Genomic DNA, 19626 nt, shown 5'->3' on the forward strand with positions numbered 1-19626 from the left:
TGATACGGTTTACTCTTCTGGCGCTTCCAGCTCGGAGAATCCACCGTGTCCTTCCCAACCGGCTAATCGCTGATAGACGGTATCAACAGCATCTTTGATCGGCTGTGTCATCGGGTAGTAAAAACCGACGATGTCCGGTTGAATGCCGAGGAAAATCACCTCACCAACGTCGTCTTTCAGTTGATCGACCAGGTAATTCAGCGGCATGTTATGAGTAGTCATCATGAACATCTCGGCAATGTCATCGGGATCGATAATGCGGATTTCACCAGGGTTCAGCCCCATATCGGTAGCATCAACAATCAACAAACGTTGCGGACGCAGTTCACGGATGGCGACAATATCGTTTTCTGGCGCACTACCGCCGTCGATGACAACCCAGTTGCCTTGAGGATTTGCAGCACACATTTCAGCCAGCAGCGGGCCCGCGCCGTCATCGCCCATCATGCTGTTACCCACACATAATAAAACGTCAGTCACGGTGTCTCCTCACCATCAGATAGATGGCGCTTTCCTGGTGTATGTCGTGCAGCATGCTAAGCATCAGCTTGCTCCACTCCTGCTGCTGCGGGGTCTGTACGGCACGCGCATCATCGAACGCGCGTGCCAGCATTTGCACATGGTTGAAATCGATAACGATCTCGCCGTATTTCGGCACACCTTCCATTTTCCGGCGGGCTTCGCTTCCCTCAGCAAGGGTAGCAATCCATGCCAGATATTCGTCCCATGGACAAGTTAACGCCGCTTCCAGGCAATCGATGATCCCAAGGTGGTGACCAATCGCCAGGCTGTAATAGACAACCTGCTGCGCCTCAGCGGGCGTCGCATCGTTCTCATCAATAAACTTACGGCTCAGTTGACTGAACACCACCGTTTCACTCATCGGATACGCGCCTCTTCGACAACATGGTTAAGATGCGTGACGATCTCGGTCAGACGCGGATCGTTTTCCGCCTCCAGCCAGCGCGCCACCTGATGCTCGCCCTGCCCTAACTGCGTCATATAGTCATCAGCAATCTGGCGACCGTAGCGGTATCCCGCCAGACGGCGAGCCTCGCGATCCACCTTCACTCGCAGCGGCTGAACCATATCCGGATGCAGAATTTCGGCGGGCTGTTCGTCCAGTTCACCCGGCGCACGCGCGTGAATTTTTTGTTCCAGCAGACCCAGCGCCATGGCGAAACCATACAGCGTGGCTGCAGGCGTTGGCGGGCAGCCAGGGATATAGACATCCACCGGTACGATTTTGTCCGTGCCGCCCCATACGCAGTATAAGTCGTGGAAAATACCGCCGCTGTTACCGCAAGCACCGTAAGAGATACAAATTTTCGGGTCTGGCGCAGACTGCCAGGCGCGTAGCGCCGGAGAGCGCATGGCACGGGTTACAGCGCCGGTAAACAGCAGGATATCCGCATGGCGCGGGGACGGTACCACTTTGATGCCAAAACGTTCGGCGTCAAACAGCGGAGAAAGCGTGGCGAAGATTTCGATTTCGCAACCGTTGCAGCCGCCGCAGTCCACACGGTAAACGTACGCTGAACGCTTGATGCTTTTTAGCAGCGACGCTTTCATGCTGGCAATGGATTCATCCACCGTCATCGGTACCGGAATACCATTGGCGTCACGTGGGCCTAATAAATTGCTCATCAGCTGGCCTCTTTCATATGGCGAGTCAGTTCAATACGATCAGACGGCACCAGACATTTCTGGCGCTTACAGTCCGGGCAGGTCTCAAAGCTTTCACGGTGGTTTTCCGCGCGGCTATCACCGTTGTGCTTAAGCAGCGCAATGGCGTAATCAATCTCTTTTTGTACCGCAAACGGACGGTTACATACGCGGCAATTACACAGCGCAAAGCGGGACTGCTGCAGGAAATCCTCTTTCTTCCACACCGCTAGCTCATACTCCTGCGACAGCTTGATCGCCGCCGTCGGGCAAACTTCTTCGCAACGGGCGCAGAAGATGCAGCGACCGAGGTTGAACTGCCACGCCAGCTCATTGGTGGCCAGATCGGTTTCGACCGTCAGCGCGTTCGACGGGCACGCATTCACACAGGCCGCACAGCCGATGCACTGTTGCGGATTATGTTCCGGTTTGCCACGGAAGTTTTTATCGACCGCGATCGGCTCCAGCGGATACGACGACGTCGGTGCCCCGGTTTTGATGACTTTTTTGATAAAGGTAAACATGGCGATTCCTTATTTCAGCGGCGAGTTTTTACGCTCGATGCTGTAGCGCTCAAGTTCTTTGTACGGCACGACTTTGCTCTTCTTCTTACGTACATCGACCACGGTCATACGGTCAGTACAGGAGTAGCAAGGATCGAGGCTACCGATAATCAGCGGCGCATCGGAAACGGTATTACCACGCAGCATGTAGCGCAGCGTCGGCCAGTTGGCGTAGGTCGCCGCACGGCAGCGCCAGCGATACAGTTTCTGGTTGTCGCCGGTCATGCTCCAGTGAATGTCATCTCCGCGCGGCGCTTCAGCAAAGCCCAGTGCGAAACGGTGAGGAATGTAGGTAAAGCCTTCCACCATCAGCGGGCCGCCCGGCAGGTTATCCAGACCAAAGTCGATCATATTCAGTGCGGTGTAGACTTCATTAATACGAACTTTCAGACGAGAAATAACATCGCAGCCTTGCTCGCTATGAACTTCCATCGGCAGCAGACCATAGCCGACAAACGGGTGATCGGCGCGGGTGTCACGCGCGTGGCCGCTGGCGCGAACCATCGGGCCGACGTTACTGAAGTCACGGGCAATTTCCGGATCCAGACGACCAATACCAACGGTACGCTGTTCCATATTCGGCGTACTGAGCAGCATATCGACCAGTTCCTGCACGTCACGACGCATCTGCTGCGCCAGTTGACGGGTCTGGATCATATCTTCTTTCAGCAGATCACGACGGATACCGCCGATCAGGTTCAGACCGTAAGTTTTACGTGCCCCGGTGAGGATCTCCGCCATCTTCATCGACGTTTCACGCACGCGGAAGAACTGCATAAAGCCGGAGTCAAAACCGGTGAAGTGACAGGCCAGGCCGAGGTTCAGCAGGTGCGAGTGCAGACGCTCAACTTCCAGTAGAATGGCACGGATCATCTGCGCACGTTCCGGCACCACGATACCCATCGCATTCTCAACGGAGGTGGTATAGGCGGTGCTATGCGCAAAGCCGCAGATGCCACACACGCGATCTGACAGGAACGTCACTTCGTTGTAACCCATACGGGTTTCCGCCAGTTTCTCCATGCCGCGGTGGACATAGAACAGACGGTAGTCGGCATCGATAATGTTCTCGCCATCCACGAACAGGCGGAAGTGACCGGGTTCATCGGAGGTGACGTGCAACGGGCCAATCGGCACCACGTTATTTTTCTTGTCGCCCAGTTCGTTGATGAACTCGTAGGTTTCAGCATCGGTAGTCGGCGCCGGGCGCTGACGATAATCCATGCTGTCTTTACGCAGCGGATAGAGTTCGTCCGGCCAGTCATCGGGCAGTACCAGACGACGCTCATCCGGCAAGCCAACCGGGATCAAACCGTACATATCGCGCACTTCGCGCTCGCCCCAGACCGCAGCCGGAACGCGCGGCGTGACGGACGGGAACTCCAGCTTATTGGCATCGACTTCAACGCGGACGGTTATCCAGCATTTGGTGCCCTGCTCCATCGACATCACATAATAAACAGCGTAATGGCCGCACAGCTGGCGTTCGTCGTTACCAAACAACACGGACAACCAGCCGCCCTGTTTGTAGTACAGGAACTCCACCACTTCCGGCAGGTAGTTCACCTTGACGGTGATCGTCAGCTGATCTTTGGTCTGCCAGGCTTCATCCAGTACCACGCCCGGAAAGGCCTGATGCAGCGCAGCGAGATATTGTTGACCTAATTTTTCTTCAGACATGCTCAAACTCTCTTAAATCACGCCACCAGCAAGGAGACGAACGCTAAAAACGCAAACCCAAAACCGGCCCAGGTCACGCGTGAAGTGGCGCAAAAACGCAAACGCGCCATGCTGTTTTCGAACAGGGCGATGGCCAGCACGCCGAGGACCAGCTTGACGACGGCAATCACCAGCGCCAGCAGCAGCCCACCCGCGGTGAAGGTTTCCATCTGTCCCCACGGCAGGAACACACCAACGAACATTTGCAGAACGACCAGTTGCTTGAGGCTAATGCCCCATTTCAGCACGGCAAAACCGCTGCCGCTGTATTCAGTCAATGGACCTTCCTGCAGCTCTTGCTCTGCTTCTGCCAGATCGAATGGCAGTTTGCCCATTTCGATAAAGGTGGCGAAAGCACAGGCACACAGTGCCAGAATCAGCGGGATGCTGCGCGCAGCAGGCCAGTGGTAAATGGTATCGGCGATATTGCTGATATGGGTTGAACCCGCAACCTGTGCCGCTACCCACAGCCCCAGCAACAGGATAGGTTCAACCAGCACGCCGAGCATCGCTTCACGGCTGGCACCAATGGCGGTAAACGGGCTACCGGTATCCAGTCCCGCGATAGAGAAGAAAAAACGGGCAATGGCGAACAGGTAAATTAAGGTGATCAGATCGCCCAGTTGCGGCAGCGGTGAGCCAACGGTCACTACCGGTAGCGCAGTGGCGATAGTCAGCATCACGCCCACCATCACAAACGGCGTCAAGCGGAAGACCCAACTGGAATCCGCAGGCGCAATGCTCTGACGGCCCAGCAGTTTGATAATGTCGCGGTATTCCTGCAAAACGCCCGGACCGCGGCGATTGTGCAAACGCGCGCGCGCCACGCGGGTAACGCCGGACAGCAGCGGCGCAACGGCAAACAGCACCAGCGCCTGAATTAACGGATATAAAACACTCATTTTCAGGCTCCTCGTGAAACCACAATCACCACCAGCACCGCCAGCTCAATCAGCGCCAGGCGACGGAACAGCACCGGCGCAGCCGCATTCTGCCAGCCCGGAACCAGTGATACCGGATTCAACCACTTACGCAGTTTGAGTACCGGGGCAAAGGCTTCTTTCACCGGCATGGCAAAACCGTGCGCGGTAATGACCATTGACTGCTCGTGATCGTAACCACACACCCATGCCGCACCGCGTGAACGCGACGGCAGACGGTTGCCTTTGAAAATTGCCATGATGATGAACGGCAGCAGCGGACATGCGATCAGCAGCAGCGTGATCATTGGCTGAGAAACGGTGGTGTTCGCAGTTTCCAGCGGCAGCGGAACGGCAGAGGAGATCATCGGCAGCAGCCACGGCGCAGCCACGCCGCCAATCACACAGCAGATAGCCAGCGCAACGACGCTCACGCCCATCAGGATTGGTGCGCAGCAGGCGTTTTCAGCTTCCTTCGTGCGCGGTGCACCAAGGAACGTTACGCCATAGACTTTCGCCATACACATCACCGCCAGCGCGCCGGTAATTGCCAGCCCAACCGCCAGCAACGGCCCTAACAGACGACCGACAAACGCCCCGCTGTTACCCAGCTTGAAGAAGGATTGATAGATAACCCACTCACCGGCAAAACCGTTCAGCGGCGGCAGCGCGGCCATCGCCATCAGGCCAACCAGCATCGCCAGAGAGATAACCGGCATGCGTTTGCCGATACCGCCCAGTTTTTCGATATCACGATGACCGGTACGGAACCAGATGCTGCCTGCGCCCAGGAACAGAACGCTTTTGAACAGGCTGTGGTTTACCAGGTGGTACAGACCGCCGGTCAAACCCAGCGCAATCAGCGCCGGTTGATTCAGGGAAATCCCGGTCACGCCAGCGCCCAGCCCCAACAGAATAATGCCGATGTTTTCCAGCGTGTGGTACGCCAGCAGGCGCTGGATATTGTGTTCCATCAGCGCATACAGACCGCCAACAAATGCGGTGATCATGCCCAACACCAGCAGCGTAACCCCCCACCACAGCGGTGCATTACCGCCCAGCAGCGACAGGGAGAGAATACCCAGTAGACCGACCTTCATGACGACGGTAGAGAACAGTGCCGCAGCCGGTGCGCTGGCATTGGCGTGTGCCTGTGGCACCCAACCATGCAGAGGAATAATCCCGGCCAGCAGGCCAAAACCTGCCACGCCCAGCAGCCAGATGTCAGACCCGAGCGGCAGCTCCTGGGTGCGCAGGTCTAGCAGACGCAGCTCCAGAGTGCCGTAACGTTGCCACACAAGGTAGCAGGCAACCGCCAGCAGCAGCGTACCAATACGCCCCAGCGCAAACCACAGTTTGCCTTCTTTACTGCATCCGGTGAGGAACACGGCACACAGCGCCATGATTTCCGCCATCACCACCAGCGTACCGAGGTTGCTGGCAACCACCGCACATACCGCCGCGGCCATCAGCAGATTCACCAGCAGGCCGTTAGCTTTCACCTGCGGATGACGATGCCAGTCAATGTTGTACAGGCTGACAAACAGGCCGCACAGTCCCAGCGTAATCAGCCAGATAGCATTCAGTGGAGTAATTTGCAGACTGTGCCCAATAAACGGCATCACGCCGCTCACCGCCAGCGCATTAGTCAGAACGGTAAAACCAGCGGCCGCCGTACACAAGCTGCCGACCGCACCGCCAACTCCAGCAATCCAGCCGCTCAGCGATTTATGAAATGAAAACAGAAATGCCAGAACCGCAGCCGCTGTAAACCAGGCCACGCCGCTGTTAATCAGTGAAATTGCGCTCATTTTGCATCCCCACTCTGAGCCTGCTGAAACAAGGTGAGATCGCCGAAATCGGTATTGAAAGTCAGCTCACGCTTACGTTTGCTGGCGCGGGCGATATCCATGTTGCTCACCAGGTGCAGGGCTTTGGTCGGACACATGCGCACGCAGGCCGGACCTTGCTCATCAAAACTGCACAGATCGCATTTCACCGCGATGGCACGAACGCCTGGAACCCAGTCCAGCAGCGAACTCACGCGAGCAGGCGCTGGCGGAGCCGGAGGCGCTTTTGGCGTATTGGCGTTTGCCGGGATATGCAGCGGACGGCTACCAGAAAACTCTATCGCGCCAAACGGACAAGCGATCCCGCACAGTTTGCAGCTTACGCACAGGCTTTCATTCAGCTGTACGGCGCCATCAACGCGGTTAATGGCATTAACCGGACACACGGTGGCGCAAGGCGCATCTTCACACTGGTGGCAAAGCTGCGGCGCGGATTCTTTTTCATTTAACATCACTTTCAGGCGCGGCATTGACTGCAGGCCATGCTGGCGATGAGTCTCTGAGCAGGCGGCTTCACAGGTGTGGCAGCCAATACAAAGAGTGGAGTCAGCAATTACAAAACGATTCACCAGGCATTCCTCAGGTGATAGTCATTTTTGACGAAAACATGTCTGCAAAATGTCATTTCGACATTTTTCGACATGCCCATTCCCTAAAACATCGTGACGCAGTATGTAAACCGCATCATGACAAAGTGGACAGCACCTGAGGCTTAAGCCGGGCTATGTCCCTCAACCAGTTGGCTTAAATTCACCGGCATATTGTTCTCAACCGCGGTGTACAGGCTGTCGTAGACGGTGGCGATTTTCTCGAGATAGTGCTCCAGCACCTGTTCGCGATCGCGGTTACTGAAACGCTCATCGACTTGACCGTCGATGGTCAACTGTGCCTGTGCAATCAGTTGCTTATCATCACCATCTTTTGTTTCGACGTAGTACTCGATGGTGTGGCTATTGAAGCCATCCGCCAGCGTGACGTAGATAGTGAAGTGTTCAAAAAGGACGAAGCAGAGATCTTTGTCCGGCGCACAGCTCATTGCATGATGCAAACGCGCTTTCGAGAGGGTGATCCCCTGAACCAGCGAGTTGCAGTAAATACGCCACTGGTCCTGTAGGCGACGATGCCGTTCAGCGATGTAATCGGCTTTTTCGCTTATTTCCCAAATAGTCATGTCAGGTTACCCGTTTAGCAGAGATGAACAGCCTTAAGCACATTTCATGCCAAAATTAAATTTCTTAATTTTCATATAGATAAAAAATTAAAGGCGGGTGACGACATGTCATTTCGTCATTGTCGTCATTGTCACGAATGAAAAAAATCAACCTGGCATGCTTATTGCTTTTGATACGGCAACTTCACAGGAGGCGGTATGCACGAAATAACCCTCTGCCAACGGGCACTGGAATTGATTGAACAACAGGCCACGCAACACGGTGCTCAGCGAGTAACTGGGGTCTGGCTCAAAATTGGCGCATTTTCTTGCGTAGAAACCAGCGCTCTCTCCTTTTGTTTTGATCTGGTATGCCGCGGGACCCTTGCAGAAGGTTGTAAACTCCACCTCGAAGAACAAGAAGCCGAATGTTGGTGCGAATCTTGTCAGCAATACGTCACGTTACTGACGCAACGCGTGCGCCGATGTCCGCAATGCAACAGCGATATGCTGAGAATTGTGGCCGATGACGGCTTACAGATTCGACGTATTGAAATAGATCAGACTCCAGCGCCGGATGGCGACGCTTAAGCGTCTTATCCAGCCTACAGAAAGAGCTCGTTTGTAGGCCGGATAAGGCAACGCAGTCATCCGGCAACAGATGTATCGCAAGTAAAAAGATCAGGAGTGAGCGATGTGTACGACATGTGGTTGCGCTGAAGGCAACCTATATATAGAGGGTGATGAGCATAATCCCCACTCGGCGTTTCGCAGCGCGCCATTTGCCCCAGCGGCTCGTCCAGCGCTGAATATTACCGGTGTGAAGACCTCAAATTTCACACCGAGCCAGACCGAAGAAGGCGATTTGCACTACGGTCACGGTGAGGCAGGAACCCACGCACCAGGTATGAGCCAACGCCGTATGCTGGAAGTGGAAATTGACGTACTGGACAAAAACAACCGCCTGGCCGAGCGCAACCGTGCCCGCTTTGCGGCCCGTCAGCATCTGGTGCTGAACCTTGTTTCAAGCCCGGGCTCCGGTAAAACCACGCTGCTGACCGAAACGCTGATGAAGCTGAAAGATAGCGTGCCGTGCGCCGTTATTGAAGGTGACCAGCAGACGGTGAACGATGCTGCCCGTATTCGCGCCACAGGCACGCCCGCCATTCAGGTCAACACCGGTAAAGGTTGCCACCTTGACGCACAAATGATCGCTGACGCCGCGCCGCGTTTGCCGCTTGACGATAACGGCATTCTGTTCATTGAGAACGTCGGTAACCTGGTCTGCCCGGCCAGCTTCGACCTCGGCGAGCGCCATAAAGTGGCCGTGCTTTCCGTCACCGAAGGTGAAGACAAACCGCTGAAATATCCACATATGTTTGCCGCCGCATCACTGATGCTGCTCAACAAAGTGGATCTGCTACCGTACCTCAATTTTGACGTTGAAAAATGCATCGCCAGCGCCCGGGAAGTGAACCCGGGAATTGAGATTATCCTGATTTCCGCCACCAGTGGTGAAGGGATGGATCAATGGCTCTCCTGGCTGGAGACGCAGCGATGTGCATAGGTGTTCCGGGTCAAATCCGCACCATTGATGGCAACCAGGCCAAAGTCGACGTTTGCGGTATTCAGCGCGACGTCGACCTGACGCTGGTCGGTAGCTGTGATGAGCATGGCCAACCGCGCCTCGGCCAGTGGGTACTGGTCCACGTCGGTTTTGCCATGAGCATCATTAATGAAGCTGAAGCGCGCGATACGCTCGACGCGCTGCAAAACATGTTTGACGTTGAGCCGGATGTCGGCGCGTTGCTGTACGGCGAGGAAAAATAAATGCGTTTTGTTGACGAATACCGCGCACCAGAGCAGGTGATGCAACTGATAGAGCACCTGTCTGAACGTGCCGCCCACCTCCCCTACACGGCTGAACGCCCACTGCGCATCATGGAAGTTTGTGGTGGTCATACCCACGCTATCTTCAAATTCGGCCTCGACCAGTTGCTACCGGAAAACGTGGAGTTTATTCATGGTCCGGGTTGCCCGGTTTGCGTTCTGCCGATGGGTAGAATCGACAGCTGTGTAGAAATCGCCAGCCATCCAGAAGTGATTTTCTGCACCTTTGGCGATGCGATGCGCGTCCCGGGTAAGCAAGGCTCCCTGCTGCAAGCCAAGGCGCGCGGTGCAGATATCCGTATCGTCTATTCACCGATGGATGCGCTGAAGCTGGCACAGGAAAACCCAACGCGTAAGGTGGTGTTCTTTGGTCTGGGTTTTGAAACCACAATGCCAACGACCGCTATCACTCTGCAACAGGCAAAGCAGCGTGACGTGCAGAACTTTTACTTTTTCTGCCAGCACATCACGCTTATCCCTACGCTGCGCAGCCTGCTGGAACAGCCGGACAACGGTATTGACGCCTTTTTAGCACCAGGCCACGTCAGCATGGTGATTGGCACAGATGCCTATAATTTCATTGCTTCAGACTTCCATCGTCCGTTAGTGGTCGCCGGTTTTGAACCGCTCGATCTCCTGCAAGGCGTGGTGATGTTAATTGAGCAGAAAATTGCCGCGCACAGCCAGGTAGAAAACCAGTACCGCCGCGTGGTACCGGATGCCGGTAACGCGTTAGCGCAACAGGCCATCGCCGAGGTGTTCTGCGTCAATGGCGACAGCGAATGGCGCGGTCTGGGCGTTATCGAATCCTCTGGCGTTCACCTGACGCCTGACTATCAGCGCTTTGATGCCGAAGCCCATTTCCAGCCAGCGCCGCAACAGGTGTATGACGATCCGCGCGCGCGTTGTGGGGAAGTGCTGACGGGCAGATGTAAACCACATCAGTGCCCATTATTTGGCAAAACGTGTAACCCGGAGAGCGCGTTTGGCGCCCTGATGGTCTCCTCAGAAGGCGCATGTGCCGCCTGGTATCAGTATCGTCAGCAGGAGTGTGAAGCATGAGCAGCGTACAACTCGCCCACGGTAGCGGCGGTCAGGCTATGCAGCAGTTGATCAACAGTCTGTTTATGGAGGCATTCGCGAATCCGTGGCTGGCGGAACAAGAAGATCAGGCACGTCTGGAACTGGCGCAACTGGTCGCTGAAGGCGATCGTCTGGCGTTTTCAACCGACAGCTATGTTATCGATCCGTTGTTCTTCCCGGGCGGTAATATCGGCAAGCTGGCTATCTGTGGTACGGCTAACGACGTGGCGGTCAGCGGCGCGATCCCGCGCTATCTCTCCTGCGGTTTTATCCTCGAAGAAGGTTTACCAATGGAGACGCTGAAAACCGTCGTTAACAGCATGGCGGCAACCGCGCGCGAAGCGGGTATCGCCATCGTCACCGGCGACACCAAGGTTGTACAGCGCGGCGCGGCGGACAAACTTTTTATCAACACCGCCGGAATGGGCGCGATCCCCGCCAACATTCACTGGGGCGCACAGACCCTGAGCGTGGGCGATGTGCTGCTGGTCAGCGGCACGCTGGGTGATCATGGTGCAACGATCCTTAACCTGCGCGAACAACTGGGTCTTGATGGCGAACTGGTCAGCGACTGCGCGGTATTGACGCCGCTTATCCAGACGCTACGTGATATTCCCGGCGTGAAGGCGCTGCGTGATGCAACCCGTGGCGGCGTGAATGCAGTAACGCACGAATTTGCCGCATCATGTGGGTTTGGCATTGAGCTGTCTGAAGCGGCCCTGCCCGTGAAGCCCGCGGTGCGTGGCGTTTGCGAACTGCTGGGTCTGGATGCGCTCAATTTTGCTAACGAAGGTAAGCTGGTGATTGCCGTTGAGCGTCAGGCTGCTGAAACGGCGCTTGCCGCACTGCGCGCGCATCCTTTAGGACGCGACGCCGCAATGATTGGCGAAGTGGTAGAACGCAAAGGTGTGCGTCTGGCCGGACTTTACGGCGTGAAACGAACCCTTGATTTACCACACGCCGAACCTTTACCTCGTATATGCTAGCAGCCAGTTGGCAGCATACTGTAGGCCGGATAAGACGCATTTGCGTCGACATCCGGCATTAACGCTGCATTATCGCCTGATGGCGCTTTGCTTATCAGGCCTACGGATTGCGTGACCAGCGAGTTCGCGGTCAGCTATCCGGCAATAATTTACGACTTATACCTATAATTCATTTACCGTTTTCGCACCGTTCTGCGGTGCTTTTCCTGGAAAAGCAATATGTCGTATACACCGATGAGTGACCTCGGACAGCAAGGCCTGTTCGATATTACTCGTACATTATTACAGCAGCCCGATCTCCCGTCTCTCAGCGAGGCGCTTTCGCAGCTGGTCAAGCGTTCAGCGCTGGCCGACTGTGCGGCTATTGTCTTATGGCAGGCACAAACGCAGCGTGCGCGTTATTTTGCGACGCGTGAAAATGGTAAACCCATCGATTATGAAGACGAAACGGTACTGGCCCATGGTCCAGTACGCCGTATTTTGTCTCGCCCCGATGCGCTGCACTGCAACTATCACGAGTTTACGGAAACCTGGCCACAGTTGGCTTCAGGTGGACTGTATTCTGAATTTGGCCACTACTGCCTGCTGCCGCTGGCGGCGGATGGGCGTATCTTTGGCGGTTGCGAGTTCATCCGTAATGAAGATCGTCCATGGAGTGAAAAAGAATATAACCGTCTACAGACCTTCACCCAAATAGTCGGCGTCGTTGCTGAACAAATTCAAAGCAGGGTCAGCAACAACGTCGATTACGATCTGTTGTGCCGCGAGCGTGATAACTTTCGCATCCTGGTCGCCATCACCAATGCGGTACTCTCCCGCCTGGACATTGACGAACTGGTCAGCGAAGTCGCCAAAGAGATCCATCACTACTTCGACATTGATGCCATCAGCATCGTGTTACGCAGCGATCGTAAAAACAAGCTCAGCATTTATTCCACCCACTATCTGGATGAACATCATCCAGCGCACGAACAAAGTGAAGTGGATGAAGCAGGTACGCTTTCCGAACGCGTGTTCAAAAGCAAAGAGATGCTGCTGATTAATCTGAGCGAACGCGATACGCTCGCTCCTTACGAACGGATGCTGTTCGAAACCTGGGGCAACCAGCTACAAACCCTGTGTCTGTTACCGCTGATGTCCGGCAATACTATGCTCGGCGTACTCAAGCTGGCACAGTGCGAAGAGAAAGTTTTCACTACCGCTAACCTCAAGCTATTGCGCCAAATTGCCGAGCGTGTGGCAATTGCCGTGGATAACGCGCTTGCGTATCAGGAGATTCACCGCCTGAAAGAACGTCTGGTAGATGAAAACCTGGCGCTGACTGAACAACTCAACAATGTAGAGAGTGAGTTCGGCGAAATCATTGGCCGCAGCGAAGCGATGTACAGCGTACTCAAGCAGGTCGAAATGGTGGCGCAAAGCGACAGCACCGTCCTGATTCTGGGTGAGACCGGAACGGGTAAAGAGCTGATCGCACGGGCCATTCACAACCTGAGCGGACGTAACGCCCGTCGGATGGTGAAGATGAACTGCGCGGCAATGCCTGCCGGATTACTGGAAAGCGATCTGTTTGGTCATGAGCGTGGCGCGTTTACCGGTGCCAGCACGCAGCGGATTGGTCGTTTCGAACTGGCCGATAAAAGCTCGCTGTTCCTCGACGAAGTGGGCGACATGCCACTGGAGCTACAGCCTAAGCTGCTGCGCGTTTTGCAGGAGCAGGAGTTTGAACGTCTGGGCAGCAATAAACTGATCCAGACCGACGTGCGCTTGATCGCCGCCACTAACCGCGATCTGAAAAAGATGGTAGCCGATCGCGAGTTTCGTAACGATCTCTACTATCGACTGAACGTCTTTCCGATCCATCTGCCGCCGCTGCGTGAGCGCCCGGAAGATATCCCGCTGCTGGTGAAAGCTTTCACCTTTAAAATTGCTCGCCGGATGGGGCGCAATATCGACAGCATTCCCGCCGAGGCGCTGCGTACGCTGAGCAGCATGGAGTGGCCGGGCAACGTGCGCGAACTGGAAAATGTGGTGGAGCGCGCGGTTCTACTAACCCGAGGCAACGTGCTGCAGCTGTCCCTTCCGGATATTGCCCCTTTGATGCCGTCTACGCCTCCGGTGGCAACCGAAGTCGCACAGGACGGCGAAGATGAATACCAGTTGATCATGCGCGTTCTGAAAGAGACCAACGGCGTGGTTGCCGGACCTAAAGGCGCGGCACAACGGCTGGGGCTGAAACGCACCACGTTACTCTCGCGTATGAAACGCCTGGGCATTGATAAGGATGCGCTGGTTTAACGGTTCGCCCGATGGCGCTTTGCATATCGGGTCTATCCACTGGTGCGTTTGTATTTGTAGGCCGGATAAGGCGCAGCCGCCATCCGGCATAGAATTGTTACATTACTTCTTGCGCTGATATTTCTCTGGCAATTCCGGGACAGGGCGTTTGTCATCAATCAGATGACGCACGGTCAGAATCGGATGACGCCAGAGCATTCTTGGCCCAGCCCAACGCATAATTTGCTTCATCTCTTCGCGTTTGGCAGGTTGATAGCAGTGCACCGGACACTGCTTACAGGCCGGTTTTTCCTCACCAAAGACGCACTTATCGAGGCGCTTTTGCGCATAGGCAAACAACGCATCGTAATGCCCCGGCTCGTCTGAAGCCTGCGGACACTGGCGCTCGTAGAGTGAGATCATTCTCTGGATCGTCATTTTTTCACGTGCAATACGTTTGCCGGACATGATGCCTCCATAATTAAGTTGCATAAATAATACACCTTAAATAAGCACAGGACTATTGCTGGAGGTCATCCATTCCTTAGCACCCTACGCAAATAAGAATTATTTTCATTTATTTATGCCATGTGCTATATAACATAGCAAAGGCTATATTCGATGATAAATTAACCATTTTGTTGTGAGGGATACTATGCCGCATCTGCCCCATCTCAAGTCATTTCTCCTTGCCAGCGCGTTAACGGCGCTGACGCTGTCACCCGCCTGGGCGAAAGAAAAATTTAAGGTAGTAACCACCTTTACGGTGATTGCCGATATGGCGAGCAATGTGGCGGGAGATGCAGCAGAGGTCAGTTCCATCACCAAACCTGGCGCAGAAATTCACGAATATCAACCAACCCCAGGTGATATTAAACGAGCGCAAGGCGCACAGCTTATTCTCTCCAACGGTCTTAACCTCGAACTATGGTTTGCCCGCTTCTACCAAAATTTGTCCGGCGTACCAGAAGTGATGGTCTCAAACGGCGTCCAGCCAATGGGCATCAGCGAAGGACCGTACAACGGTAAACCAAACCCGCATGCCTGGATGTCAGCGGAGAACGCACTTATCTACGTGGATAACATTCGCGATGCACTGATGAAATACGATCCGGACAATGCCGCGACCTACCAGAAAAACGCACAGAATTATAAAGCGAAAATCCAGCAGACCCTGGCGCCACTGCATACAGAACTGGTAAAGCTCCCTGCTGATAAACGCTGGCTGGTCACCAGTGAAGGCGCATTCTCCTACCTGGCACGTGATAACGGCCTGAAAGAGCTGTATCTGTGGCCGATCAATGCCGATCAGCAAGGTACGCCGAAGCAGGTACGCAAGGTAATCGATGCGATCAGAGAGCATCATATCCCAACGGTATTTAGCGAAAGCACCGTGTCCGACAAACCAGCGCGTCAGGTTGCCCGTGAGTCTGGCGCGTATTACGGCGGCGTGCTGTATGTCGATTCGCTCAGCGCTGCCGATGGTCCGGTACCGACCTATCTGGATTTACTGCGCGTCACCACGCAAACCATTGTTAATGGCATCAACAAAGGTCTGGAGAGCCAACCATGAGTCACTCTGCGATTACCGTAAATCAGGTTACGGTGACGTATCGCAACGGTCATACCGCATTGCGGGACGCCACTTTTCAGGTTCCGGGCGGCTCAATTGCCGCTCTGGTCGGCGTAAACGGGTCGGGAAAATCAACGCTTTTTAAAGCGCTGATGGGTTTTGTCCGCCTGGCGCAAGGGGAAATCTCAATTCTGCAACAGCCGGTAAATAAGGCGCTCAAACAGAATCTTATCGCCTATGTCCCTCAGTCAGAAGAGGTGGACTGGTCGTTTCCAGTACTGGTGGAAGATGTGGTGATGATGGGACGCTTTGGCCATATGGGCTGGCTGCGTCGGCCAAAACAGATCGACCACGCCTGCGTGGATGCGGCACTGGCGCGGGTTGATATGCTGGACTATCGCCATCGTCAGATAGGTGAACTTTCTGGCGGGCAGAAAAAACGCGTCTTTCTGGCACGCGCCATTGCACAGGACGGACAGGTTATTTTACTGGATGAACCCTTCACCGGCGTGGATGTAAAAACCGAGGCCCGGATCATCGACCTGCTGCGTGAACTGCGTGATGAGGGTCGAACCATGCTGGTCTCTACCCATAATCTGGGATCCGTCACCGAGTTTTGTGATTACACGGTGATGATTAAGGGCACGGTGCTGGCAAGTGGACCAACCGATACCACCTTTACCCCCGAGAATCTCGAGCTGGCATTCAGCGGCGTACTGCGTCACGTTGCGCTGAGCGGCGGCGAACAACACGTGATTACCGACGATGAACGCCCGTTTATTTCGCGACGTGCGGCAAGCGAGGGGGAATAATCATGAACTGGCTGACAGAGCCGTTTGGTTACCAATATATGCTCAACGCCATGTGGGTCTCGGCGATGGTCGGCGGCCTGTGCGCGTTTCTCTCCTGCTATTTGATGCTCAAAGGCTGGTCGCTGATTGGCGATGCACTATCGCACTCTATTGTTCCGGGCGTGGCAGGCGCTTATATGTTAGGGCTTCCCTTCGCGCTTGGCGCATTCCTTTCCGGTGGGCTGGCAGCGGGCAGTATGCTGTTTCTTAATCAGCGTTCGCGCCTGAAGGAAGATGCGATTATCGGGCTGATTTTTTCGTCTTTCTTCGGTATCGGGCTGTTTATGGTGTCGCTCAATCCGATGTCGGTGAACATCCAGACCATTATTCTCGGTAATATCCTGGCAATTGCGCCGGAAGATATTCTGCACCTGGCCATCATCGGGGTTATCTCGCTGACTATCCTGTTTTTGAAGTGGAAAGATCTGATGGTGGTCTTTTTTGATGAAAACCACGCGCGCTCTATCGGTTTGAATCCGGGGCGTTTAAAACTGCTGTTTTTTACGCTGCTCTCCGTTTCCACAGTCGCCGCACTGCAAACCGTCGGTGCATTTCTGGTGATTTGCCTGGTGGTTACGCCCGGAGCGACGGCCTGGCTGCTGACCGATCGTTTTCCACGCCTGCTCACCATCGCCGTAGCTATCGGCAGCCTGACCAGCTTTTTCGGCGCCTGGCTGAGCTACTGGCTGGACGGCGCAACCGGCGGAATTATCGTCGTTCTGCAAACATTGCTGTTCCTGCTGGCATTTGTCTTCGCACCAAAACATGGTCTGCTGGCGAATCGCCGACGCGCCCGACTGGTGAACAAGGAGTCAGTATGATCTTAACAACGCTATTAGAACCCTTTCAGTTTAGCTTTATGGTCAATGCGCTGGTTATCTCCACCATTGTCGCCGTGCCCTGCGCGCTGCTGTCGGTATTTTTAGTTCTCAAAGGCTGGGCGCTGATGGGCGATGCCATGAGCCATGCGGTTTTTCCAGGGATCGTTCTGGCTTATATCGCAGGCATCCCGCTGGCAATTGGCGCATTTGTCGCTGGATTGTTCTGCGCGATAGCAACCGGATACCTCGACGATAACAGCCGCATTAAGCGCGACACCATCATGGGCATTGTTTTCTCCGGGATGTTCGGTGCGGGACTGGTGCTGTATGTTTCCATTCAGTCGGAAGTGCATCTCGATCATATTCTGTTCGGCGATATGCTCGGTATATCACTGACCGATATCATGCAAACAATGGCGATCGCTTTGGGGATCGCGCTTATTATTGGGCTTAAGTGGAAAGATCTGCTACTGCATGCGTTCGATCCGCATCAGGCAAAGGCCAGTGGGCTTAACACCCCCTTACTGCACTACGGCCTGTTGTGCATGATCGCCCTGACGATTGTCGCCACGCTAAAATCTGTCGGGATTATTTTGTCGATTTCTTTACTGATTGCTCCCGGCGCCATCGCGATCTTAATGACGCGGAAATTTTCTCACGCCTTGTGGCTGGCGGTGGTGATGTCGGTCATTACCTCATTTATGGGGGTGTATCTGTCATTTTTCATCGACAGCGCACCGGCTCCCACCATCGTCGTATTATTTTCCCTGCTATTTGTGATTACTTTTATTTATGCAACCCTGCGCGATCGGCGTTTAGAGAATCAACTTCAGGTGCATGATGTATAAATAATGCTTCATAATATGTCAGCTAATGATGTTTATGCCTCTAGAGCCTCGTTTCCACATCCTGACGGGTATTATCGTTATTCCATAAGATAAAAAAGAGCAACCACGAAATGAAAGAGTAATTTGATACAAACTTCACCGGCCACACCACAATGGTAAATTAGGGTGTGGCATTGATACTTGAAGTTCATCTGTTAAAGATAAAGAAATCGACTCATTAACCAGTTTTTAATTAACTATCTAATTTTATGATCATTATTTCTCCACTCACTGAAGAAATATAATCCGCAGGTTTATAGATAAATCCATACAACATCGGCAAAGCTCATATCACACCCCAGAAAATAATTAATAATTTTTTATTAAGCCATACTAGTGCGGGTTATGGCTCCAAAATCCTTCGCCGCACCAAACACCCCATAACTGAACCGTATATACACTCTAAGCATTCACGTACGCTCTTTGAGCTGCCTGGGCAGACATTAATCTCAAAGGTTAAATTACATCAACATCATTATTTAGCCTGCACTTCGGGAAATGATATCAGGCATAAAAGCAATACTGAGAGGTACTCGTCCCATATCATTAAAAGATGAAATTTAACGCTTCACAAGCAAACAAACAAAGAATAAAAAACTATAATCGCCAATTTTTTCGAATTATATAGCTAGAAAAATAAAAATACTGTTTCATGTCCGTCATCCAATCCGACCTGTAACCAGGCTCATTAATCAGGAAAGTTAATATGACGTTAAGAAAGACATACATGAAACTTGCTCTGGCTATTTTGTTCGAAATATTTGCAACAACTATGCTGGTCCTTTCTGAAGGATTTACTCGCATCATTCCTTCTATTTTATCCATAATAGGGTATGGGCTTTGCTATTATATCCTAACTTATGTATTTCGCAGAATGCACCTTGGCGTTGCTTATGCGATCTGGTCTGGTGTGGGTATCGTCGCAGTAAATATAATTGGCGTGTTAAATTTCGGCTATTCAATAAGTGGCGGCCACTTACTGGGCATGTGGTTAATCGTCGCCGGAGTTATTGTTATTAATTTTTCCGCAAAATATAAAACGATGGAAAACACATGATTCAAATAATACTCATGAGTACAACATGGTTATTTATTGCCATTCTTACTGAAGTTTTTGGTACTGCCATGCTACCCAAAACCCGACATTTTCGGAGACTCGCCCCAACCATATTTTGTGCGTTAAGTTACGTAGTTTGTTTTTATGCCCTGGGGCAAGCAATGAAATTAATGACACCAGGTATCGCTTACGCAATCTGGTGTGGTATGGGCACAGTATTAATTACTGTGATAAGTAGTATTTATTACGACATGCATACCAGCATATTTGAAAAAGCAGGTATTGCACTGATCCTGAGTGGCACGCTGCTGATGGGATTTGCATAAGAGGAGTT

22 protein-coding genes are annotated in these 19626 nt (G+C 53.4%); 12 read left to right on the forward strand and 10 right to left on the reverse strand.

What is annotated here, in order from left to right:
• Positions 1 to 9 precede the first annotated feature (9 nt).
• From hycI to hycA, 9 genes are all read right to left on the reverse strand, one after another.
• On the reverse strand, positions 10 to 480 hold the full coding sequence (gene hycI, locus WN16_RS22215) for a hydrogenase maturation peptidase HycI (RefSeq protein WP_003037382.1): 471 nt from the start codon (positions 478 to 480) through the stop codon (positions 10 to 12).
• Positions 473 to 883 carry a formate hydrogenlyase maturation HycH family protein gene (locus WN16_RS22220; RefSeq protein WP_003037385.1) on the reverse strand — a complete coding sequence of 137 codons (411 nt, stop codon included), beginning with the start codon at positions 881 to 883 and terminating at the stop codon, positions 473 to 475. Before WN16_RS22220 ends, hycI begins: the two co-directional genes overlap by 8 nt.
• A complete protein-coding gene (gene hycG, locus WN16_RS22225) occupies positions 880 to 1647 on the reverse strand; it encodes a formate hydrogenlyase subunit HycG (RefSeq protein WP_003037388.1) in 768 nt (255 codons plus the stop codon). Before hycG ends, WN16_RS22220 begins: the two co-directional genes overlap by 4 nt.
• Positions 1647 to 2189, reverse strand: a complete 543-nt coding sequence (hycF, locus tag WN16_RS22230) for a formate hydrogenlyase subunit HycF (RefSeq protein WP_003037391.1) — start codon at positions 2187 to 2189, stop codon at positions 1647 to 1649. The genes hycG and hycF overlap by 1 nt, the downstream gene beginning before the upstream one ends.
• A 9-nt stretch (positions 2190 to 2198) precedes the next feature.
• Positions 2199 to 3908, reverse strand: coding sequence for a formate hydrogenlyase subunit HycE (gene hycE / locus WN16_RS22235; protein WP_003037393.1), 1710 nt, complete (start codon positions 3906 to 3908; stop codon positions 2199 to 2201).
• Positions 3909 to 3925: 17 nt separating this feature from the next.
• Complete coding sequence (locus WN16_RS22240; protein ID WP_044699702.1) at positions 3926 to 4849, reverse strand: respiratory chain complex I subunit 1 family protein; 924 nt, start codon at positions 4847 to 4849, stop codon at positions 3926 to 3928.
• Between the two features lie 2 nt (positions 4850 to 4851).
• Positions 4852 to 6678, reverse strand: coding sequence for a formate hydrogenlyase subunit 3 (gene hycC / locus WN16_RS22245; RefSeq protein WP_016150886.1), 1827 nt, complete (start codon positions 6676 to 6678; stop codon positions 4852 to 4854).
• Positions 6675 to 7286, reverse strand: coding sequence for a formate hydrogenlyase subunit HycB (gene hycB / locus WN16_RS22250; RefSeq protein WP_003825909.1), 612 nt, complete (start codon positions 7284 to 7286; stop codon positions 6675 to 6677). The genes hycC and hycB overlap by 4 nt, the downstream gene beginning before the upstream one ends.
• Before the next feature lie 143 nt (positions 7287 to 7429).
• Positions 7430 to 7888 (reverse strand): formate hydrogenlyase regulator HycA, encoded by a 459-nt coding sequence (gene hycA / locus WN16_RS22255; protein ID WP_003840271.1) that lies wholly within the window; start codon positions 7886 to 7888, stop codon positions 7430 to 7432.
• Between the two features lie 198 nt (positions 7889 to 8086).
• Between hycA and hypA the strand changes: the two genes are divergently transcribed.
• The 6 genes from hypA (at position 8087) to flhA (ending at position 14124) form a co-directional block, all read left to right on the forward strand.
• Complete coding sequence (gene hypA, locus WN16_RS22260) at positions 8087 to 8458, forward strand: hydrogenase maturation nickel metallochaperone HypA (RefSeq protein WP_003037406.1); 372 nt, start codon at positions 8087 to 8089, stop codon at positions 8456 to 8458.
• A gap of 103 nt (positions 8459 to 8561) precedes the next feature.
• A complete protein-coding gene (hypB, locus tag WN16_RS22265) occupies positions 8562 to 9434 on the forward strand; it encodes a hydrogenase nickel incorporation protein HypB (protein ID WP_003037409.1) in 873 nt (290 codons plus the stop codon).
• Positions 9425 to 9697 carry a hydrogenase 3 maturation protein HypC gene (gene hypC / locus WN16_RS22270; RefSeq protein ID WP_003037411.1) on the forward strand — a complete coding sequence of 91 codons (273 nt, stop codon included), beginning with the start codon at positions 9425 to 9427 and terminating at the stop codon, positions 9695 to 9697. Before hypB ends, hypC begins: the two co-directional genes overlap by 10 nt.
• Entirely contained in the window at positions 9698 to 10819 is a 1122-nt protein-coding gene (hypD, locus tag WN16_RS22275; RefSeq protein WP_044699706.1) for a hydrogenase formation protein HypD, read from the forward strand.
• Positions 10816 to 11826: a hydrogenase expression/formation protein HypE gene (hypE, locus tag WN16_RS22280; RefSeq protein ID WP_003037416.1), complete on the forward strand. Its 1011-nt coding sequence runs from the start codon at positions 10816 to 10818 to the stop codon at positions 11824 to 11826. Before hypD ends, hypE begins: the two co-directional genes overlap by 4 nt.
• A gap of 219 nt (positions 11827 to 12045) precedes the next feature.
• Positions 12046 to 14124 carry a formate hydrogenlyase transcriptional activator FlhA gene (gene flhA / locus WN16_RS22285; RefSeq protein WP_003840276.1) on the forward strand — a complete coding sequence of 693 codons (2079 nt, stop codon included), beginning with the start codon at positions 12046 to 12048 and terminating at the stop codon, positions 14122 to 14124.
• 102 nt (positions 14125 to 14226) lie between these two features.
• Here flhA and WN16_RS22290 read toward each other — a convergent pair whose 3' ends face one another.
• Positions 14227 to 14571, reverse strand: a complete 345-nt coding sequence (locus WN16_RS22290) for a nitrous oxide-stimulated promoter family protein (RefSeq protein WP_044699707.1) — start codon at positions 14569 to 14571, stop codon at positions 14227 to 14229.
• 187 nt (positions 14572 to 14758) lie between these two features.
• Between WN16_RS22290 and WN16_RS22295 the strand changes: the two genes are divergently transcribed.
• The 6 genes from WN16_RS22295 to WN16_RS22320 all read left to right on the forward strand — a co-directional run bounded on the left by WN16_RS22295 (position 14759) and on the right by WN16_RS22320 (position 19618).
• Positions 14759 to 15676, forward strand: coding sequence for a metal ABC transporter substrate-binding protein (locus WN16_RS22295; protein WP_044699709.1), 918 nt, complete (start codon positions 14759 to 14761; stop codon positions 15674 to 15676).
• Positions 15673 to 16488 carry an iron/manganese ABC transporter ATP-binding protein SitB gene (gene sitB / locus WN16_RS22300; RefSeq protein ID WP_003840297.1) on the forward strand — a complete coding sequence of 272 codons (816 nt, stop codon included), beginning with the start codon at positions 15673 to 15675 and terminating at the stop codon, positions 16486 to 16488. Before WN16_RS22295 ends, sitB begins: the two co-directional genes overlap by 4 nt.
• A 2-nt stretch (positions 16489 to 16490) precedes the next feature.
• A complete protein-coding gene (sitC, locus tag WN16_RS22305) occupies positions 16491 to 17348 on the forward strand; it encodes an iron/manganese ABC transporter permease subunit SitC (RefSeq protein WP_044699710.1) in 858 nt (285 codons plus the stop codon).
• Positions 17345 to 18196 carry an iron/manganese ABC transporter permease subunit SitD gene (gene sitD / locus WN16_RS22310; RefSeq protein ID WP_044699713.1) on the forward strand — a complete coding sequence of 284 codons (852 nt, stop codon included), beginning with the start codon at positions 17345 to 17347 and terminating at the stop codon, positions 18194 to 18196. The genes sitC and sitD overlap by 4 nt, the downstream gene beginning before the upstream one ends.
• A 766-nt stretch (positions 18197 to 18962) precedes the next feature.
• Positions 18963 to 19292: a multidrug efflux SMR transporter gene (locus WN16_RS22315; protein WP_224770534.1), complete on the forward strand. Its 330-nt coding sequence runs from the start codon at positions 18963 to 18965 to the stop codon at positions 19290 to 19292.
• On the forward strand, positions 19289 to 19618 hold the full coding sequence (locus tag WN16_RS22320) for a multidrug efflux SMR transporter (RefSeq protein ID WP_008322725.1): 330 nt from the start codon (positions 19289 to 19291) through the stop codon (positions 19616 to 19618). The genes WN16_RS22315 and WN16_RS22320 overlap by 4 nt, the downstream gene beginning before the upstream one ends.
• The last annotated feature ends 8 nt before the right edge of the window (positions 19619 to 19626 follow it).

Source organism: Citrobacter sp. ABFQG, assembly GCF_004322975.1.
Taxonomy (GTDB): domain Bacteria; phylum Pseudomonadota; class Gammaproteobacteria; order Enterobacterales; family Enterobacteriaceae; genus Citrobacter; species Citrobacter freundii.

Excerpts from the sequence above, each read along its gene's own strand:
- WN16_RS22240 (WP_044699702.1), bottom strand. The coding sequence starts at position 4,849 with ATGAGTGTTTTATATCCGTTAATTCAGGCGCTGGTGCTGTTTGCCGTT.
- sitB (WP_003840297.1), top strand. The coding sequence starts at position 15,673 with ATGAGTCACTCTGCGATTACCGTAAATCAGGTTACGGTGACGTATCGC.
- hypD (WP_044699706.1), top strand. The coding sequence starts at position 9,698 with ATGCGTTTTGTTGACGAATACCGCGCACCAGAGCAGGTGATGCAACTG.
- sitC (WP_044699710.1), top strand. The coding sequence starts at position 16,491 with ATGAACTGGCTGACAGAGCCGTTTGGTTACCAATATATGCTCAACGCC.
- hycA (WP_003840271.1), bottom strand. The coding sequence starts at position 7,888 with ATGACTATTTGGGAAATAAGCGAAAAAGCCGATTACATCGCTGAACGG.
- hypA (WP_003037406.1), top strand. The coding sequence starts at position 8,087 with ATGCACGAAATAACCCTCTGCCAACGGGCACTGGAATTGATTGAACAA.
- hycC (WP_016150886.1), bottom strand. The coding sequence starts at position 6,678 with ATGAGCGCAATTTCACTGATTAACAGCGGCGTGGCCTGGTTTACAGCG.
- hycF (WP_003037391.1), bottom strand. The coding sequence starts at position 2,189 with ATGTTTACCTTTATCAAAAAAGTCATCAAAACCGGGGCACCGACGTCG.
- WN16_RS22290 (WP_044699707.1), bottom strand. The coding sequence starts at position 14,571 with ATGTCCGGCAAACGTATTGCACGTGAAAAAATGACGATCCAGAGAATG.
- hypB (WP_003037409.1), top strand. The coding sequence starts at position 8,562 with ATGTGTACGACATGTGGTTGCGCTGAAGGCAACCTATATATAGAGGGT.
- sitD (WP_044699713.1), top strand. The coding sequence starts at position 17,345 with ATGATCTTAACAACGCTATTAGAACCCTTTCAGTTTAGCTTTATGGTC.
- WN16_RS22320 (WP_008322725.1), top strand. The coding sequence starts at position 19,289 with ATGATTCAAATAATACTCATGAGTACAACATGGTTATTTATTGCCATT.
- hypC (WP_003037411.1), top strand. The coding sequence starts at position 9,425 with ATGTGCATAGGTGTTCCGGGTCAAATCCGCACCATTGATGGCAACCAG.
- WN16_RS22295 (WP_044699709.1), top strand. The coding sequence starts at position 14,759 with ATGCCGCATCTGCCCCATCTCAAGTCATTTCTCCTTGCCAGCGCGTTA.
- flhA (WP_003840276.1), top strand. The coding sequence starts at position 12,046 with ATGTCGTATACACCGATGAGTGACCTCGGACAGCAAGGCCTGTTCGAT.
- WN16_RS22220 (WP_003037385.1), bottom strand. The coding sequence starts at position 883 with ATGAGTGAAACGGTGGTGTTCAGTCAACTGAGCCGTAAGTTTATTGAT.
- hypE (WP_003037416.1), top strand. The coding sequence starts at position 10,816 with ATGAGCAGCGTACAACTCGCCCACGGTAGCGGCGGTCAGGCTATGCAG.
- hycG (WP_003037388.1), bottom strand. The coding sequence starts at position 1,647 with ATGAGCAATTTATTAGGCCCACGTGACGCCAATGGTATTCCGGTACCG.
- WN16_RS22315 (WP_224770534.1), top strand. The coding sequence starts at position 18,963 with ATGAAACTTGCTCTGGCTATTTTGTTCGAAATATTTGCAACAACTATG.
- hycE (WP_003037393.1), bottom strand. The coding sequence starts at position 3,908 with ATGTCTGAAGAAAAATTAGGTCAACAATATCTCGCTGCGCTGCATCAG.